This window comes from Achromobacter aegrifaciens (assembly GCF_902859965.1).
Lineage (GTDB): Bacteria > Pseudomonadota > Gammaproteobacteria > Burkholderiales > Burkholderiaceae_B > Achromobacter > Achromobacter aegrifaciens.
This window is the reverse complement of record NZ_CADIKO010000001.1, coordinates 1,133,506-1,152,065: the sequence shown is the minus strand read 5'-3', so window position 1 is coordinate 1,152,065 and position 18,560 is coordinate 1,133,506. Positions and strand designations below refer to the sequence as shown.

The following is an 18,560-nucleotide window of genomic DNA, read 5'->3' as shown; positions in this document are numbered from 1 at the left end:
CCGGTTGACGGTCAGGGTCAGCAGCAAGCAATGTTTGACCACGACATGACGGATAAAGTTCTGGTTCTCAGTGACGCGGATCGCGCGGCGCTGAATGCTCAAGCTAGCCGCGGGCTCCTGTTGGCATTGGCAGCGCAAGGTGCCATGGGGCTCGCAGCAGCAGTAATTGCGGGGGTTGTCGGAGGGGCGGCGGCAGGTTGGTCGGCGCTGGCGGGGGCGGGAGCGTATTTCATTCCCAATGCGTTGTTCGCATTGCGCCTGGCTGTCAGCGTACGGGCCGGTAAGGCCAGTCCCTTTACCTTTCTCTCTGGTGAGTTGATCAAGTTGTTCGCAACGGCGCTGCTGTTGTGGCTGCTTTCGCGTGTGACGCAGGATAGCCTCGTATGGCCTGCCGCGTTGCTCGGTCTGATACTCACATTGAAGGGCTATCTCCTGCTCTTGATGTTCCGCAAGTTGTCATAGCGCCGAGCAGGTTTACGGCAAACGAAATCGTGGAATCGTCCGGTTCGCAAGGGCCGGGCACAGCAAATAGGGTAGGATTCAAATGGCTGCTGCCAGCGACGTGTCGCCTCAGTCCGCGTATATTCAGCACCACCTGGTGCATCTGAACAATACGGGTGAGAAACAGAGCGCTATCGCTCAGTTCGACATCATCAACTACGACTCGTTGTTCTGGTCGGGCCTGATGGGTCTGATCGTCATTTTCTTCCTGTGGCGCGCTGCGCGCCGCGCCACCAGTGGCGTGCCGGGCCGTTTCCAGGCCTTCGTGGAAATGATCGTCGACATGGTCGACGACCAGGCCAAGGGCATCGTCCACAACGCCAAGAGCCGTCTTTTCATTGCCCCGCTGGCGCTCACCGTGTTCCTCTGGATCATCCTGATGAACGCGCTGGACCTGCTGCCCGTCGACCTGCTGCCCTCCATCTGGCGCCTGACCGGCCTGGGCGCTGAACACGGCGATCCGCTCTACTACCACCGCATTCTGCCGACCGCCGACCTGAACGTGCCGATGGGCATGTCGCTGGGCGTGCTGCTGCTGATGTTCTACTACGGCATCAAGATCAAGCACCCGGGCGGCTTCGTCAAGGAACTGTTCACCGCGCCGTTCCACGCGCACGGCATCGGCGCCATCGTGCTGGCCCCGTTCAACCTGCTGCTGAACCTGATCGAATACGCCGCCAAGTCCGTGTCGCTGGGCATGCGGTTGTTCGGCAACATGTTCGCCGGCGAACTGATTTTCATGCTGATCGCCCTGCTGGGCGGCGCCTGGACCGGCTTCAACGGCGCCAGCATCGGCCTGGGCATCGGCCACATCCTGGCCGGCTCCATCTGGGCGATCTTCCACATCCTGATCGTTCTGCTGCAGGCCTTCATCTTCATGATGCTGACGCTGGTGTACCTCGGCCAGGCTCACGAAGGCCACTGATCCCCCGAATTTCCCATGCTGGCCACCCGGCCAGCATGGGATAGCAAGATTATCTTGCATTGAGCAGTACCCCTTATTTTTCAATTTTTGACTTCAGATTTCTAACCAAGGAGTTGTCATGACCAACGTCGCTTTCGTTGCCCTCGCTTGCGGTCTTATCATCGGTCTGGGCGCTATCGGCGCTTGCATCGGCATCGCACTGATGGGCGGCAAGTATCTGGAAGCCTCGGCTCGTCAGCCTGAACTGATGAACGCTCTGCAAACGAAGATGTTCCTGCTGGCTGGCCTGATCGACGCGGCATTCCTGATCGGCGTGGGTATCGCCATGCTGTTCGCCTTCGCCAACCCGTTCGTCGGCTAAGGCACCGCCCGCCGGCGAAAAGGCGGGTCATGACGCTGGCGGCGATGTGGGTGCAAGCTCCGTCGCCGACTAGCAAAGTATCGAGTGCTCCGTGACGCCCCTTTCCGGGTGCGGTCGGAGCCGCAAGGTGTTAAAGGAACGACCGTGAATCTGAACGCGACGATCATTTTCCAGATGCTCGTGTTCTTCGTTCTTGGCTGGTTCACGATGAAATTCGTGTGGCCTCCCCTGACGAAGGCGATGGACGAGCGCCGCCAGAAAATCGCCGACGGCCTGGCCGCCGCCGAGAAGGGCAAAGCCGATTTGGCTCAAGCCCAGGCGCGCGTCAGTCTGATCGAGGCTTCTGCCAAGTCCGAAAACCACGCCCGCATCATCGAGGCCGAGAAGCAAGCCGCCTCCCTGATCGAGCAGGCCCGCCGTGAAGCGGAAGCCGAACGCGCCCGTATCGTGGCGCAGGCTGCCCAGGATGCCGCGCAGGAAGTCCAGCGCGCCCGCGACCTGCTGCGCGACGACGTCGCTGCGCTGGCCGTCAAGGGTGCTGAACAGATCCTCAAGCGCGAGGTTGACGCCCGCGCACACGCCGAGCTGCTCAACCAGCTCCGCGCGCAGCTTTAATCCGGGACCGTCATGGCTGAACTTTCCACTGTTGCCCGGCCCTACGCTGAAGCGCTCTTCAGCGCGGCGCGCGACGACCGCGCCGGCTTGCCGGCCTGGTCCGATCTGGTCAGCGAACTGGCTCAGGTCGCCTCCAACCCCGACGTGCGCGAGGCCATGGCCGACCCGCGTCTGGGCGACAAGCAGCGCGTCGAGCTGTTCTCCGGCCTGGTAAAGGCCGAACTGCCTCAAGCCGCCCGCAATTTCATCGAGCTGCTGGTCGAAAACGACCGGCTGCTGCTGCTGCCCGACATCGCCGCGCAATTCGCGGTGCTGCGGAATCGTCACGACGGCACGGCGCAGGCGGAAATTACCAGCGCGTTCGAAATGAGCGATGCCCAGGTCAAAGAACTGGTCAGCGCGCTCGAACAAAAATTCGGCCTCAAGCTCAAGCCCAGCGTCACCGTTGATCCGTCGCTGATCGGCGGCGTGCGCGTGGCCGTCGGTGACCAGGTGCTCGATACTTCCGTACAAGCCCAATTGGCCCGCATGCGCGATCAGCTCGCCGCTTAAGGCAACTAACAGGATTCCAGGAGTCAATATGCAACTCAATCCCTCCGAGATCAGCGAACTGCTCAAGAGCCGCATCGAGGGCCTGGGCGCTTCGGCTGATGTCCGTACTCAGGGCACCGTCGTGTCCGTGACCGACGGTATTACCCGCATCCACGGCTTGTCCGACGTGATGCAGGGCGAAATGCTCGAATTCCCCAACAACGTTTTCGGTCTGGCGCTCAACCTCGAGCGTGATTCCGTCGGCGCCGTTATTCTCGGCGACTACACCGGCGTTTCCGAAGGCGACCAGGTCAAGACGACCGGCCGCATTCTGGAAGTTCCGGTCGGTCCCGAACTGAAAGGCCGCGTGGTCAACACGCTGGGCGAGCCGATCGACGGCAAGGGCCCGGTCAACGCCAAGGCCACCGACATCATCGAAAAAGTGGCGCCTGGCGTTATCGCCCGCCGCTCGGTGTCGCAGCCGCTGCAAACCGGCATCAAGGCTATCGACTCGATGGTGCCGATCGGCCGCGGCCAGCGCGAACTGATCATTGGCGACCGCCAGACCGGCAAGACCGCCGTCGCTGTCGACACGATCATCAGCCAGAAGGGCAAGGGCGTCACCTGCGTGTACGTCGCTATCGGCCAGAAGGCTTCGACGATCAACAACGTGGTGCGCAAGCTGGAAGAGCACGGCGCGATGGAATACACCATCGTCGTGGCCGCTTCGGCCTCCGACTCGGCCGCCATGCAGTACCTGGCCGCCTACGCCGGCTGCACGATGGGCGAATACTTCCGCGACCGCGGCGAAGACGCCCTGATCGTTTATGACGACCTGACCAAGCAAGCCTGGGCCTATCGCCAAGTGTCGCTGCTGCTGCGCCGTCCGCCGGGCCGTGAAGCCTACCCGGGCGACGTGTTCTACCTGCACTCGCGCCTGCTGGAACGCGCTGCCCGCGTGAACGAAGAGTACGTCGAGAAGTTCACCAACGGCGCCGTCAAGGGCAAGACCGGCTCGCTGACCGCGCTGCCGATCATCGAAACCCAGGCAGGCGACGTGTCGGCCTTCGTTCCGACCAACGTGATCTCGATCACCGACGGCCAGATCTTCCTGGAAACCGACCTGTTCAACGCCGGTGTCCGCCCCGCAATCAACGCCGGTATCTCGGTGTCGCGTGTGGGTGGCGCTGCTCAGACCAAGGTCGTCAAGAAGCTGTCCGGCGGTATCCGTACCGACTTGGCGCAGTACCGTGAACTGGCCGCCTTCGCGCAGTTCGCTTCCGACCTGGACGACGCGACCCGTCGCCAGCTGGAACGCGGCAAGCGCGTGGTGGAACTGCTCAAGCAGCCGCAATACCAGCCGCTGCAAGTGTGGGAACTGGCCGTCACGCTGTACACGGTCAACAACGGCTACCTGGATGAAGTGGACGTGGCCCAAGTGCTGTCGTTCGAGAAGTCGCTGAAGGATCAACTGAAGGCCAAGCATGCGGCCCTGATCCAGCGCATCGAAGACACCAAGGAACTGTCCAAGGATGACGAAGCCGAATTGGCCGCCGCCATCCAGGAATTCAAGAAGCACGGTGCTTTTTAAGAAAGTGATGGGTTAGGCGTCCGCGACGCCTCACCCATCCTTCCCGGATGGATGAGGCGCCAGCGGAACCCATCGGCCAGTCTTCACAGGAAAGCGCAATGCCCGGAATTAAGGAAATCCGAACCAAGATCAAGAGCGTGCAAAACACGCGCAAGATCACCAAGGCGATGGAAATGGTCGCCGCATCCAAGATGCGCAAGGCGCAGGAGCGGATGCGTGCTGGCCGTCCGTATGCCACCAAGGTGCGCGAGATTGCTGCGCACCTGATGCAGGCCAACCCCGAGTACAGCCACCCGTACCTGGTCGAACGCGAAGTCAAGGCGGTCGGCGTGATCATGGTCACGACCGACAAGGGCCTGTGCGGCGGCTTGAACACCAACATCACCCGCGTGACGTTGGGCAAGCTGAAAGAGTTCGAGAAGAACGGCATCGCCGTGCAAGCGACCGCTTTCGGCAACAAGGGCGTGGGCGTGCTGACCCGCATCGGCGCCAAACTGGTTTCCCAGGAAGTGCAACTGGGCGACAAGCCGCAACTCGACCGCCTGCTGGGCGCGATCAAGGTGCAGCTGGACGCCTACCTGGAAGGCCGCATCGACGCGCTGTACGTGGCCTCGACCCGCTTCGTCAACACGATGAAGCAGGAGCCGTTGTTCTTGCGCCTGCTGCCTCTGGCCAGCGGTTTGGATGATCCGTACCAGACGGGCGCTGATAGCCTGGCCAAGACCTCGGAAGTGAAGTCGGACTACAGCTGGGATTACATCTACGAACCCGACGCCCGTAGCGTGATCGACGACCTGCTGCAGCGTTACGTTGAAGGCCTGCTGTACCAAGCCGTGGCCGAGAACATGGCTTCGGAGCAGTCGGCCCGGATGGTCGCCATGAAGGCGGCGTCGGACAACGCCAAGAAGGTCATCGGCGATCTGCAACTGGTCTACAACAAGACCCGTCAGGCCGCGATCACCAAAGAAATTTCGGAAATCGTAGGGGGCGCTGCCGCCGTTTGAGGCAGGCAGCATCCCGTCAAAAGCTATCAAGCAAGGAATCGACATGAGCAACGGAACCATCGTTCAGTGCATCGGCGCCGTGGTGGATATTCAGTTCCCCCGCGATCAAATGCCCAAGATCTACGAAGCGCTTACCCTGGCCGACGAGGGTTCCTCGTTCGCCGAAAAGGGTCTGACGCTGGAAGTGCAGCAACAGCTGGGCGACGGCGTGGTGCGTACCATTGCGCTGGGCTCCAGCGACGGCCTGCGCCGCGGCATGAAGGTCACCGGCACGGGCGCCCCGATCTCGGTGCCCGTCGGCACCGGCACGCTGGGCCGCATCATGGACGTGCTGGGTCGTCCCATCGACGAAGCCGGCCCGATCCAGCACGACGAAAAGCGTGGCATTCACCAAGCGGCTCCCCGTTTCGACGAGCTGTCGCCGTCGGTGGAACTGCTGGAAACCGGCATCAAGGTTATTGACCTGGTTTGCCCGTTCGCCAAGGGCGGCAAGGTCGGCCTGTTCGGCGGCGCCGGCGTGGGCAAGACCGTCAACATGATGGAACTGATCAACAACATCGCCAAGCAGCACAGCGGCTTGTCGGTGTTCGCCGGCGTGGGCGAGCGTACCCGCGAAGGCAACGACTTCTACCACGAAATGGAAGAGTCGAACGTTCTGGACAAGGTTGCGATGGTGTTCGGTCAGATGAACGAACCCCCGGGCAACCGTCTGCGCGTGGCGCTGACCGGCCTGACCATGGCCGAGAAGTTCCGCGACGAAGGCCGCGACATCCTGTTCTTCGTGGACAACATCTACCGCTACACCCTGGCCGGTACCGAAGTGTCGGCACTGCTGGGCCGTATGCCGTCGGCAGTGGGCTACCAGCCCACGCTGGCCGAAGAAATGGGCAAGCTGCAAGAGCGCATCACGTCGACCAAGACCGGCTCGATCACCTCGATCCAGGCCGTGTACGTCCCTGCGGACGACTTGACCGACCCGTCGCCTGCCACGACCTTCCAGCACTTGGACTCCACCGTCGTGCTGTCGCGTGACATCGCCGCCCTGGGTATCTACCCGGCCGTGGACCCGCTGGATTCGTCCAGCCGCCAGCTCGACCCGCAAGTCGTGGGCGAAGAGCACTACGCCGTGGCCCGTGGCGTGCAGCAAACGCTGCAGCGCTACAAGGAACTGCGCGACATCATCGCGATTCTGGGCATGGACGAACTGTCGCCGGAAGACAAGCAGGCCGTGGCCCGCGCCCGTAAGATCCAGCGCTTCCTGTCGCAGCCGTTCCACGTTGCAGAAGTGTTCACCGGTTCGCCCGGCAAGTACGTTCCGCTGGCCGAAACCATCCGTGGTTTCAAGATGATCGTGAACGGCGAGTGCGATGCGCTGCCGGAACAGGCCTTCTACATGGTCGGCTCGATCGACGAGGCCTTCGAGAAGGCCAAGAAACTGCAATAAGGAACCGATATGGCTACCCTGCATGTGGATGTCGTCAGCGCAGAGGAAGCGATCTTCTCCGGTGAGGCGAAGTTCGTGGTGCTGCCTGGCGAAGCGGGTGAACTGGGCATTCTGCCCGGCCACACCCCGCTGATTTCGCGCATACGCCCCGGGACGGTCAAGATCGTTCGTGCCGACCAAGGCGAGGAAAACATCTTCGTCGCCGGGGGCATTCTGGAAGTGCAGCCGGGCAGCGTGACGGTTCTGGCCGACACGGCTATCCGTGCCGCCGACCTGGACGAAGCCCGCGCCCTGGAAGCGCGCCAGAAGGCCGAACAGGCCCTGGCCAACGCCAAGGACAAGGCGGACATCGCCGTGGTCGAAGCGGAACTCGCCATGCTGGCTGCGCAAGCCATCGCGGCGCGCAAGCTGCGCCAAGGCGGCCGTTCGCACTAAGCGGCGAAGCTGTGCCCCGGGGTTCGCCCCGGAATCGAAAGAAGCGGCCTCGGGGCCGCTTTTTTCATGCCTGTTTTTGTCATTGCCGAGTGAAGGTCCGCCGTCCTTTGGGCGGGCCGCAATGCGATCACTACGAATAGCTGCACGCCGGTTGCAACAGTAGCCTTCAATCTTCCTAGTCAAGCGTAGGGGGAAGCGTGCGAGAAGTCCTGGATTGCGGGGTATTGCTGGCGCCCGGCCATGATGGGCCGATGCGCGATCTGGTCGCGCTGCACCCGGCCAGGCAGACGCGCGTGCGGCTCCATCTGGTGTCGCTGAGTCCGGTGCGCTATGCGACCGCGGGCATGGCGGCGCGCGATGCCGTGTCAGGCGCGCAGACCGACGCCGACGCGCAGGCCGACAGCCAGGAAGCGGACGTGCAGGCGCTGGCCCGGCTGGCGGTGGCGCTCAGGCGCTACGACTGCTGCATCCTGCCGGTGGCGCCATCATCGCTCGCCTGGACGCGCATGGCGCTGCAACAGGCGGGCAGCGCATTGAGCACGCCGGTGCTGTTGCTGATCTCCGATGTGAAGGCGCCCGCGATCGAAGACCTGCTGAGCCTGGGCGCGTCGGATTTCATCATGCAGCCGGCCTGCCTGGAAAGCATGCGGGTGCGGCTTGGCCGCCTGGCCGGCGCGGCGCACGGGCGTGGCGCGGCGCGGGCGGATATCCGCGAGCCCACGACGGCTTATCGCGAGGCGCGGATGGAACTGGGCGCGGACGGGGCGCCGAGGCTCGCTGCGTTGCACGCCCGGGTGCCACAGGATCTGGTAGAGCAAACCTTGTCGGGCATGCGCAAACCGCATCCGCGGCCTGCGCATGAATCCTTCCGGATCGCGAAGGCGCGGGTGGTGGACGGCTTCGAGCGCGACTATATCCGCCTTGCGCTGTCGCGCCATGGCGGCAACGTGGCGCAGGCGGCGCGGGCTTGCTGCAAGCACCGGCGGGCGTTCTGGGCGCTGATGCGCAAGCACGGCATCGAGGCGGCGCCGTACCGGCAGGCCGCGCAGGAGCGGGGGGCCTGAAGCGACGGACCTGCCGGCGGTCGGTCGACGCACGGCCAGCGGGCGGGGCGCCGCGCGCGCCGCCTTGCCCCTGAAAGCGCCCCGCTTGCGCGCCGGCAAGTCCGGCGCAGAGCCTGGCTGCGACTTGTCAGCCAGGGGAAGTAAAATCACGGCTTCCGATCATCGAGGATAGTCGTGTCTGCTTCCGTACTGAAGAACGATGTGTTCTTGCGCTCGCTGCTGCGCGAGCCCGTGCCCTATACCCCGATCTGGCTGATGCGCCAGGCCGGCCGCTACCTGCCTGAATACCGCCAGACGCGGGCCCGCGCAGGTTCCTTCATGGGCCTCGCTCAGAACCCGGACTACGCCTCGGAAGTCACGCTGCAGCCGCTGGAGCGTTTCGACCTGGATGCGGCCATTCTGTTCTCGGACATCCTGACGGTGCCGCACGCCATGGGCCTGGGCCTGGACTTCGCCGAAGGCGAGGGTCCGCGCTTCGCCCGTCCGGTGCGTACCGAAGAAGACGTGGCGCGCCTGGAAGTGCCGGACATGGACAAGCTGCGCTATGTATTCGATGCCGTGCGTACGATCCGGCGCGACCTGGACGGCAAGGTGCCGCTGATCGGCTTTGCCGGCAGCCCCTGGACCATCGCTTGCTACATGGTGGAAGGCCAGGGCAGCGACGACTATCGCCTGATCAAGACGATGCTGTATGCGCGTCCCGACCTGCTGCACCGCATCCTCGAAATCAACGCCGAAGCCACGCTGCAGTACTTGAACGCGCAGATCGCCGCCGGCGCCCAAGCCGTGATGCTGTTCGACAGCTGGGGCGGCGTGCTGGCCGACGGGCTGTTCCAGCAGTTCTCGCTGGCCTACACCCGCAAGGTCGTGGCCGGGCTGATCCGCGAACACGAAGGCCGCCGCGTGCCGGCCATCGTCTTCACCAAGGGCGGCGGCCAGTGGCTGGAACAGATCGCCGCTTGCGGCGCCGATGCCGTGGGCCTGGACTGGACGGTGGATCTGGCCGCCGCGCGGCGCCGCACCGGGGACTCGGTCGCGTTCCAGGGCAACCTCGACCCCATGGCCTTGTTCGGTGGCGGACCCGCCATCCGTGCCGAGGCGCGGCGCGTGCTGGACGCGTTCGGACCGGTCGGCAAGGGCGGCCACGTGTTCAACCTGGGCCACGGCATATCCCGCTTTACTCCGCCAGAAGCCGTAGCCGAATTGGTTGATGAAGTCCACCAGCACAGCCGTTCGCTGCGAGGGTAAGTGAGTGGACGCTTCGGTCTACAGGGCCGGAGCAGGAGGGTCCCTGATGACACTTGTGCACAGCAAGATTGCCCTCGGGGAAAACCCTTTAGATGCTAGTTTACAATCTCGGAAGCTCTCATAAGTCATTGTTTTAAATGGTGAAATGAGAGTTTTCAACAAGATTTCGCAAGTTTGCGCAATCTTGTCAAATTCCAATTTCCGATGTTGCTCCTGCCTTTTCCCCAAAGTTATCCACAGGCGGAAAATGGAGCGCGCCGGCATCATCCGGGATCATCCTTCTACATGCTCCGTCCTAGCACCCATGTCTGAAACGCTGTCGAACACGACCCCCGCGGTCTGCTGGGTGCGGGTGGCGCTGGACGTGCCCCTGCCGGGTCCGTTCGACTACCGCAGCGACGCGCCGGTGACGGTGGGCCTGCGGGTCATCGTGCCGTTCGGCCGTCGCAAGCTGATCGGCGTGGTGGTGGACAACCCGGCGGAGCCGTCCTTCGACCCCAAGCAGATCCGGCCGATCGAAGAGGTGCTGGATGACCTGCCGCCCTTCGACGAGGACTGGCTGCGCCTGGCCCGCTTTGCCGCTGACTACTACCAGCGGCCGCTGGGCGAGGTGATGCTGCCCACGCTGCCGCCGCCGCTGCGCAAGCCCACGGCCTACCAGGGCAAGCGCTCGGCGGGCGGCCCCGTGGCGCGCCTGGACGGGCGCAAGCGCAAGACGGCGCGTGCGCCGGCCCAGGCCGACCAGCCGCCGGAGCTCAACGACGCCCAGCGCGAGGCGGTGGACGCCATAGGCGCGCTGGACGGGTTCAAGCCCGTGTTGCTGCACGGGGTGACGGGCAGCGGCAAGACCGAGGTGTACCTGCGCGCGGCCGAAAGGGTGCTGGCGGCGGGACGCCAGGTGCTGCTGATGGTGCCCGAAATCAACCTGACGCCGCAGCTCGAAGGCGCGCTGCGCGCGCGCCTGGAGGCACTCGTTGGACCGGACGGTCTGGCCGTCATGCATAGCGGCCTGTCCGATGGCGAACGCTTGCAGGCCTGGACCCGCGCCCAGCGCGGCGAGGCCCGCATGCTGCTGGGCACGCGCATGTCGGTGTTCGCGCCCTTGAGCCAGCTGGGCCTGATCGTGGTGGACGAGGAGCACGACGCGTCCTACAAGCAGCAGGACGGCTTGCGCTATTCGGCGCGCGACCTGGCGGTGTGGCGCGCCCATGACCTGAATATTCCAGTAGTGCTGGGGTCGGCCACGCCGTCCCTGGAGACCTGGCAGCATGCCGAGCGCGGGCGCTACCTGCGCCTGACCCTGCCGGGCCGGGCGCGCGCCAGCAGCCTGCCGTCCATGCGCCTGATCGACACGCGGCGCCTGCAACTGAAGCAGGGCATGTCGCCGCAACTGCTGGATGCCATCGGACAGCGCCTGGAACGCAAGGAACAGTCCCTCATCTTCCTGAACCGCCGCGGCTATTCGCCGGTGCTGCATTGCCAGTCCTGCGCGTGGGTCAGCAATTGCCCGCGCTGCACTGCATTTACCGTCCTGCACCGTACCGACGGCCGCGGCCATCGCCTGCAGTGCCATCACTGCGGCTACCAGGCCCCGGTGCCGCGCGCTTGTCCCGAATGCGGCGACCAGGACCTGGCGCCCATGGGGCGCGGCACGCAGCGGGTGGAAGAACATCTGGCGGAATTGTTTCCCGAGGCGCGCATCCTGCGCATCGACGCCGACAGCACGCGCAAGAAGGGCAGCGCCGAAGCGCTGTTCGCCTCGGTGCATGCCGGCGAGGTGGACATCCTGGTGGGCACGCAGATGGTGGCCAAGGGCCACGACTTCGCGCGCCTGGGATTGGTGGGTGTGCTGAATGCGGATTCCATGTTGTTCGCGCATGACTTCCGCGCGCCCGAGCGCCTGTTCGCGCAGCTGATGCAGGTGGCGGGCCGCGCCGGCCGCCATCAAGGCAACGGCGAGGTGCTGATACAGACCAACTACCCCGAGCAGCCGGTCTATCAGGCGCTGCTGCGGCATGACTACGCGGGCTTTGCCCGCCATGCCCTGCACGAGCGGGAAAGCACCGGCCTGCCGCCTTTCGTTTACCAGGCCCTGCTGACCGCGGAGGCGCGCGAGCTGAAGGTGGCGCTGGAATTCCTGGAGCGGGCGCGGGCCTTGCCCGAGGGTGAATGGGCGGCCGATTTTCCAGGCCTGGACGCCATCATGCTGTACGACCCGGTGCCGCTGCGCGTGGTGCGCGTGGCCAATATCGAGCGCGCCCAGTTGCTGGCGGAAAGCAGCAGCCGTCCGGCTTTGCAGGCCTTCCTGGCGTCCTGGTCGCACCACCTGCCGTACCTGGCCAACGAGGCCCGCGTGCGCTGGCAACTGGAAGTCGATCCGTTGGAAATCTGATCGGCTGCGGCCGGGGCCAATGCGCCGTCGATCCGATTGTTCTATGATCTTTCTCCTCTATCGCGCCGGCGCGGCAGGCCCGCCGTGGCGGCTGCGCCCGTCCCCTTTTTCTCGCGTGTTACCGGCCCGCTGACGGGCGGCCGCAAGCTCCGTGCTTGCTGGCCGCAGCTTCAATGCGGCCGCCGCGATGCATGATCACCTGACTCGAATGTCCGCCAGCGAACCTATAGCCCAAGGCATGAACCCCGCTCAACGCGAAGCGGTGCTGTACCTGGACGGCCCCTGCCTGGTGCTGGCCGGCGCCGGCAGCGGCAAGACGCGCGTGATCACGCAGAAGATCGCCTACCTGCTGCGCGAGTGCGGCTATATGGGGCGCAACGTGGTGGCGCTGACCTTCACCAACAAGGCCGCGCGCGAGATGGACGAACGCGTGAAGACCCTGGTGGATCGCAAGCTGTCCAAGGGCCTGATCATCAGCACCTTCCATTCGCTGGGCGTGAAGATGCTGCGCGAGGAGGCGCGCAACGCGGGCCTGAAGCCGACGTTTTCGATCCTGGACGCCGACGATGCCATGGCCATCATCCAGGAACTCTTGAACACGACCGACAAGGCCCGCCTGCGCCACGTGCAGGGCATCATCTCGCTGTGGAAGAACGGCTTGATGGAACCGGACGATGCCGCGCGCGAAGCCATCACGCCGGCCGACGTGGAGGCGGCCAACGTCTACCGCAGCTACGCCGCCACGCTGGCCGCCTACCAGGCGGTGGACTTCGACGACCTGATCCGCATCCCCGCGCTGCTGCTGGCCAACAACGAAGAAGTGCGCACCCGCTGGCAGAACCGCGTGCGTTATCTGCTGGTGGACGAATACCAGGACACCAACGTGTGCCAGTACCGCCTGGTGCAGCTCCTGACGGGTTCGCGCGCCATGTTCACGGCGGTGGGCGATGACGACCAGGCGATCTACGCCTGGCGTGGCGCAACCATCGAGAACCTGGCCAAGCTGACCACCGACTACCCCAACATCAAGCTCATCAAGCTGGAGCAGAACTACCGGTCGGTGCAGCGCATCCTGGCGGCCGCAAACCAGGTGATTGAAAAGAACCCCAAGCTGTTCGACAAGAAGCTGTGGTCCGATCTGGGCGTGGGCGAACCCATCCTGGTATCGGCCATGGACGGCGAGGAGCAGGAGGCCGAATCCATCGCCATGAAGGTGTCGGCTTCGCGCTTCGAGCGCCAGGCGCAGTGGAAGGATTTTGCCATCCTGTACCGCAGCAATCATCAATCGCGCATCCTGGAACAGGCGCTGCGCAACCTGAAGATCCCGTACACGATCTCGGGCGGGCAGAGTTTCTTCGACAAGACCGAAGTGCGCGACGTGCTGGCCTATCTGCGCATCCTGGCCAACGACGACGACGATCCGGCCTTCATCCGCGCGGCCACCACGCCCAAGCGCGGCATCGGCCAGGCCACCTTGCAGACGCTGGGGCAGTACGCCGCAAGCCGCGAGCTGTCGCTGCTGGCGGCCGTGGCCGAGACTGGCCTGGAAAGCCTGCTGGCGCCACGGCAGCTGGAGCCGCTGCGCACCTTCACCGAGTTCATCCGCCGCATGCAATGGCGCGCGGGCCGTGGCGCGGCCGATGCGAAGGACGCCGCGGCGTCCGAGCCCGCGGGCGTGCTGCTGGACGATCTGCTGGAAGCCATCCAGTACGAACGCCATCTGTACGAGCTGTTCGAAGAGCGGCCCGCGCAGACGCGCTGGCAGAACGTGCTGGAGCTGACCGGATGGCTCAAGCGCAAGGCCGAAGAAGACAACATGACGCTCTTCGACCTGGTGCAGCATGTGGCGCTGGTCACCATGCTGGAGCGCGGCGAGGAAGAAGAGCCCGATGCGGTGAAGATGTCCACCCTGCATGCTTCCAAGGGGCTGGAGTATCCGCACGTGTACCTCGCGGGCGTCGAGGAAGGCTTGCTGCCGCACCTGGGCAAGGATGACGAGGTCGGCGATCCGGCGCGCGCGGCCGAGAACCTGGCTTCGCGCATCCAGGAAGAGCGCCGGCTCATGTACGTGGGCATCACGCGCGCGCAGCGCAGCCTGAACCTGAGCTGGTGCAAGCGCCGCCGCCGCGCGCGCGAAGACCTGGTGCGCGAGCCTTCGCGCTTCATCGAGGAAATGGGCCTGGGCGATGTGCGCATGCAGGAGGACGCGGCCACCGCTGCAATGAATCCCAAGGAGCGCATGGCCATGCTCAAGGCGTTGCTGAAGAAATAGGGGCGGGGCGGCGGCTTGTGGAAAGCCGCGGCCTGCTCCTACACTGGACTGCGCCCGCCCCGCCGTCCGGGGGGCGCGGCAATCCCGTGGATCGAAGGAGCGCGCCATGTGTCGCTGGCTGGCTTATACCGGTAGTCCCATACAGATGGAGAGCGTGCTGTTCAAGGCCAAGCACTCCCTGATCGACCAGAGCCTGCACTCGCGGCTGGGCGCCACCACCACCAATGGCGACGGCTTCGGGCTGGGCTGGTATGGCCGTCAACACGAAGGCCGGCCGCCGGAGCCGCCGTTCCGCTACCGCAGCGTGCATCCGGCCTGGAACGACCGCAATCTGCGGGAAGCGGCGCGCGCGATCCACGCGCCGCTGTTCGTGGCGCACATCCGCGCCGCCACCGACACGCCCGCGCAGGAAACCAACTGCCATCCGTTTCGCCACGGCCAGTGGCTGTTCGTGCACAACGGCGTCATCCGCGACTATCCGTTGCTCAGGCGCGACCTGATGCTGATGATCGCGCCGGCCTATTTCGGCTCGCTGGAAGGGTCGACGGATTCCGAGGTGATGTTCCTGCTGGCTTTGAGCTTCGGCCTGGAGGAAGACCCGCTGGCGGCGCTGGCCCGCATGGTGGGTGCGGTGGAAGAGACGGGCAGGCGGCATGGCGTGGCGCAGCCCATCAACATGACGGTGTGCGCGCTGGACGGCCAGCGGCTGATCGCCGTGCGCTATTCCAGCGAGGCCGATTCACGCACGCTGTTCCACAACACCTGCGTGCGCCATCTGCGCCAGCTATATCCCGACAATCCGCAGATCGCGGCGCTGGATGACGACGCATTCCTGCTGCTGTCGGAGCCCTTGACCGAGATGCCCGGCGCCTGGGAGGAAGTGCCCGAAGCCACCGCCATCATCGCGGGCGGCGGCACGGTGGCGCACTATCCGTTCGTGCCGGTGCCGCCGGGGGCCTGAGCCGGGCCGGGCTTCAGTGGCCCGTATGCAGGGCCGGATTCAGCGTGCCCCAGGCAGCGGTGCGCACCAGGCACTCCACGGCGCCGGTCTGCGAATTGCGGCGGAACAGCAGGCCTTGCTGACCCGCCAGCGAGGTGGCCTTCACCACCGCGCCTTCCGGCGTCAGCACGCGCGTGCCGGCGGTGACGTAGCAGCCGGCTTCCACCACGCAGTCGTCGCCCAGCGAAATTCCTATGCCCGAGTTGGCGCCCAGCAGGCAGCGCTTGCCGATGGATACCACCTGCTTGCCGCCGCCGGACATGGTGCCCATGATGGATGCGCCGCCGCCGATGTCGCTGCCGTCGTCGACGATGACGCCGGCGCTGATGCGGCCTTCGACCATGGACGCGCCCAGCGTGCCGGCGTTGAAATTGCAGAAACCTTCATGCAGCACCGTGGTGCCGGGCGACAGATGCGCGCCCAGGCGCACGCGCGCGGTGTCGGCGATGCGCACGCCGCTGGGCATGACGTAGTCGGTCATGCGGGGAATCTTGTCCACGCCGCGGATTTCCAGGATCTGTCCGGAGGCGCGCAGATGCCAGCGCAGCGCATCCACCTGATCCACCGCGCAGGGCCCGGCCGACGTCCAGGCGACGTTGGCCAGCACGTTGAACAGGCCGTCCAGGTTGGCGTCGTGCGGACGGATCAGCCGGTGGCTGAGCAGGTGCAGGCGCAGATAGGCGTCGTGCGCATCGACCGGCGGTTCGTCCAGCGACGAGATCGCGGTACGCACGGCGACGATGTCGACCTTGCGGCGGGTGTCGCGGACCAGGGCGGTGGGCACATGTTCGCCCAGCGCGGCGCGGGCTTCCTCGGGCGACAGGTGGCGGGTGCCGGTGGCCGGCGAGTTGTCGGCCAGCGAGGGACGCGGATACCAGGTATCCAGGATGGCGCCGTCGGCGGCCAGCGTGGCGACGCCATAGGCGATGGCGCTGAGGGGCTTGGGGGAATCGGCCATGATGAAAGAGGAAGTGCGCAGTCTGGGTGCGTAATTCTAAGGCGAAAGGGCCGCGGTTTTCAGAGGCTGCCGAAGGCCCAGCGCAGGCTCAGCGACCCGGTGTGTTCGCGGTTGCCGCCGCCATACTGGCCGCCGTAGGCCAGGCCGATGACGGCCGAGCGCGACACGGCGATTTCCAGGCCGGCGCCCGCCAGCGCGGCGGACCGGGCGATGGGCGCGCCGGCGACCGTCAGCACGCTGCCGCCGTCCAGCACCAGGGTGGTTTCAGGTTGTACGTCGCCAAAGGCGCGGCGCCAGCCCAGTGTCGCGTGCAGTCTGCCGAAGGTGGGGCCGAGCGCGAAGCCGGTCTGGCCGCGCAGGCCCAGCGTGGTGGTGGTCTGCCGGATCCGTCCCGCGTCGGCCGAGAGCGCGGTGAATCCGCCCGATTCGCTGAAGCTGCGCGTGCGCACGTTGCGCACCGCCAGGCCCGCGAATGGTTCGATGGTCGCGCTTTCCGATAGCGCCAGCTCGTAGCCCAGTTCCGAAAAGGCCTGCGCGGTGTAGGCGCTGAAGTCGGCGGTCAAGGTCTGCCGGGCGATGCCGGGCATCTCGAAATGCCGCCGGGTGTCGATGTCGTGCCAGGTGTAGGAGGCGGCCGTCAGCAGGTTCAGCTTGCCGGGGCCGGCGTCGAACGACTTCTTGCCGTAGAGCCCCGCGGTATAGCTGTATACGTCCACCCGCGCATCGGCCGCGTCGATGCGGACGCGGCTGCGGGTAGCGCCCAGCGCGCCGCCCAGCCGCCAGCCGGCGCCCGCGTCGAATTCGCCGCCGCCATACAGGCCGGTGGTGCGTTGCTTGATGCGGGCCGTGTTGGCGCCGCCTTCCAGCGTCTGCCAATTGTCGACGACGACGAGCCAGCCCGGCTGGGCCGGCGCGGGACGGGCCGGACGGTCGGCCAGCAGGCTGCGGTCCGGTTCGGCCTGTCCGGCGTGCGCGTGCACTGCGCCAGCCGCGAACAGGACCTGCATGGCGAACGCCCGCGCCAGCAGCCGCCGGCGCACGGCTATCGGTGGCGGCAAGGACTGTTTACGCCAGTTCTTTCAGCAGCAGTTCCCAGAATTTCATGCGCTGTTCCAGCGTCGAAACCAGGATGTACTCGTTCAAGGTGTGCGCGCCGTCGCCGTCGGCGCCCAGGCCGTCCAGCGTCGGGATGCCCATGGCGGACGTGAAGTTGGCGTCGCTGCCGCCGCCCGTCATGGGCGCGTCTTCCAGCAGGAAGCCGGCGCGTTCGGCATAGCCCTGCACCAGCGCCAGCAGATCGGCGGCGGCTTCGGTCTTCACCATGGGCGGGCGGTTCAGTTCCACGTCGATGTCCAGTTCCACGTCCGGACCCACGGCGCACAGCTCGCGCATGCGGCGCAGCACGTCTTCGGCGGCGCCCATGTCGGGCACGCGGAAGTCGACCACGCAGCGGCACAGCGCTGGCACGGTGTTGGTCACGGTGCCGCCGGCGATGGTGCCGACGCTGACGGTAATGCCGCGGTCATAGTCGGTCATGGCTTCCAGCGCCAGCACCTGGTGGGCCATTTCGCGGATGGCGCTGCGGCCTTTCTCGTGCTGCATGCCGGCGTGGGCCGGACGGCCCTTGACGTTCAGGTTCAGCATGCCGGTGCCCTTGCGCGCCGTGACGCACTTGCCGCCGTTGGGGCGGGCGGGTTCGCAGACCAGCGCGTACTTGGCGTTGGCGGCAAAGCGCTCGATGTGCGCGCGCGACGCGTGGCTGCCGGTTTCTTCGTCGGGCACCACCAGAAAGTCCACCGGCAGCTGGGTCGCGCCGGGGCGCGCCAGGCCGGACAGCGCCGTCAGCGCCAGGTAGATGCCGGCCTTCATGTCGTAGCCGCCCGGCCCATAGAGGCGGTCGCCTTCGATGCGCACCGGGTTCTCCAGCAGCGTGCCCACCGGATGCACCGTGTCCATGTGCGCCAGGATCAGGATGCCGGGGCGCGTGTCGCCGGGGGCGCGGTTGGTCGCGTACAGCAGCGGACCCGTGGTCGGGCCCAGGGACGATAGCTCCACCGTCAGGCCGGCGGCCGCGGCGTAGTCGGCGATGATGCGCGCCATGGCGGCGATGCCCTCGGGGAAGTTCGAGGGCGATTCGCATTGCAGCCAGCTCTTGATGCCGGCGACGATCTGTTCAGTGCTCTGGGTGTTGGACATGACGGTATCGGATATCTGCAACG

The 18,560-nt window shown here is 65.7% G+C and carries 17 protein-coding genes; 14 read left to right on the top strand and 3 right to left on the bottom strand.

What is annotated here, in order from left to right; all coding sequences use genetic code 11:
- Positions 1-45: 45 nt before the first annotated feature.
- The 14 genes from HV793_RS05345 (at position 46) to HV793_RS05280 (ending at position 15,344) form a co-directional block, all read left to right on the top strand.
- A complete protein-coding gene (locus HV793_RS05345; protein WP_367648175.1) occupies positions 46-462 on the top strand; it encodes an ATP synthase subunit I in 417 nt (138 codons plus the stop codon).
- An 82-nt stretch (positions 463-544) separates the two neighbouring features.
- On the top strand, positions 545-1,426 hold the full coding sequence (gene atpB / locus HV793_RS05340) for a F0F1 ATP synthase subunit A (protein WP_054455191.1): 882 nt from the start codon (positions 545-547) through the stop codon (positions 1,424-1,426).
- A 118-nt stretch (positions 1,427-1,544) separates the two neighbouring features.
- Positions 1,545-1,787, top strand: a complete 243-nt coding sequence (gene atpE / locus HV793_RS05335) for a F0F1 ATP synthase subunit C (RefSeq protein WP_003815363.1) — start codon at positions 1,545-1,547, stop codon at positions 1,785-1,787.
- 144 nt (positions 1,788-1,931) lie between these two features.
- On the top strand, positions 1,932-2,402 hold the full coding sequence (locus HV793_RS05330; RefSeq protein WP_013391129.1) for a F0F1 ATP synthase subunit B: 471 nt from the start codon (positions 1,932-1,934) through the stop codon (positions 2,400-2,402).
- A gap of 12 nt (positions 2,403-2,414) precedes the next feature.
- Entirely contained in the window at positions 2,415-2,954 is a 540-nt protein-coding gene (locus HV793_RS05325; protein WP_054455189.1) for a F0F1 ATP synthase subunit delta, read from the top strand.
- 28 nt (positions 2,955-2,982) lie between these two features.
- A complete protein-coding gene (gene atpA / locus HV793_RS05320) occupies positions 2,983-4,524 on the top strand; it encodes a F0F1 ATP synthase subunit alpha (RefSeq protein ID WP_054455187.1) in 1,542 nt (513 codons plus the stop codon).
- 98 nt (positions 4,525-4,622) lie between these two features.
- A complete protein-coding gene (gene atpG, locus HV793_RS05315; RefSeq protein ID WP_054455186.1) occupies positions 4,623-5,528 on the top strand; it encodes a F0F1 ATP synthase subunit gamma in 906 nt (301 codons plus the stop codon).
- Positions 5,529-5,571: 43 nt separating this feature from the next.
- Positions 5,572-6,972, top strand: a complete 1,401-nt coding sequence (atpD, locus tag HV793_RS05310) for a F0F1 ATP synthase subunit beta (RefSeq protein ID WP_054455184.1) — start codon at positions 5,572-5,574, stop codon at positions 6,970-6,972.
- Positions 6,973-6,981: 9 nt separating this feature from the next.
- Complete coding sequence (locus HV793_RS05305; RefSeq protein WP_013391134.1) at positions 6,982-7,407, top strand: F0F1 ATP synthase subunit epsilon; 426 nt, start codon at positions 6,982-6,984, stop codon at positions 7,405-7,407.
- Positions 7,408-7,658: 251 nt separating this feature from the next.
- Positions 7,659-8,471 (top strand): helix-turn-helix domain-containing protein, encoded by an 813-nt coding sequence (locus HV793_RS05300; RefSeq protein ID WP_054455884.1) that lies wholly within the window; start codon positions 7,659-7,661, stop codon positions 8,469-8,471.
- Positions 8,472-8,645: 174 nt separating this feature from the next.
- The gene (hemE, locus tag HV793_RS05295) at positions 8,646-9,719 is read left to right on the top strand and encodes a uroporphyrinogen decarboxylase (RefSeq protein WP_175212786.1); all 1,074 of its coding nucleotides are present in this window, start codon (positions 8,646-8,648) and stop codon (positions 9,717-9,719) included.
- 304 nt (positions 9,720-10,023) lie between these two features.
- Positions 10,024-12,111: a primosomal protein N' gene (locus HV793_RS05290; RefSeq protein WP_054455181.1), complete on the top strand. Its 2,088-nt coding sequence runs from the start codon at positions 10,024-10,026 to the stop codon at positions 12,109-12,111.
- Positions 12,112-12,319: 208 nt separating this feature from the next.
- Entirely contained in the window at positions 12,320-14,383 is a 2,064-nt protein-coding gene (locus HV793_RS05285; protein WP_175212785.1) for a UvrD-helicase domain-containing protein, read from the top strand.
- Positions 14,384-14,489: 106 nt separating this feature from the next.
- Positions 14,490-15,344 carry a class II glutamine amidotransferase gene (locus tag HV793_RS05280; protein WP_054455178.1) on the top strand — a complete coding sequence of 285 codons (855 nt, stop codon included), beginning with the start codon at positions 14,490-14,492 and terminating at the stop codon, positions 15,342-15,344.
- A gap of 13 nt (positions 15,345-15,357) precedes the next feature.
- On the opposite strand, the gene dapD is transcribed toward HV793_RS05280, so the two are convergent.
- Genes dapD through HV793_RS05265 form a run of 3 tightly spaced genes read right to left on the bottom strand, consistent with a single transcriptional unit; the run spans position 15,358 to position 18,537 of the window.
- Positions 15,358-16,341: a 2,3,4,5-tetrahydropyridine-2,6-dicarboxylate N-succinyltransferase gene (gene dapD / locus HV793_RS05275; RefSeq protein ID WP_054455175.1), complete on the bottom strand. Its 984-nt coding sequence runs from the start codon at positions 16,339-16,341 to the stop codon at positions 15,358-15,360.
- A 59-nt stretch (positions 16,342-16,400) separates the two neighbouring features.
- Positions 16,401-17,399: an autotransporter outer membrane beta-barrel domain-containing protein gene (locus tag HV793_RS05270; RefSeq protein WP_244958589.1), complete on the bottom strand. Its 999-nt coding sequence runs from the start codon at positions 17,397-17,399 to the stop codon at positions 16,401-16,403.
- Between the two features lie 7 nt (positions 17,400-17,406).
- Positions 17,407-18,537 (bottom strand): M20 family metallopeptidase, encoded by a 1,131-nt coding sequence (locus HV793_RS05265; RefSeq protein WP_054455173.1) that lies wholly within the window; start codon positions 18,535-18,537, stop codon positions 17,407-17,409.
- Positions 18,538-18,560: the final 23 nt, after the last annotated feature.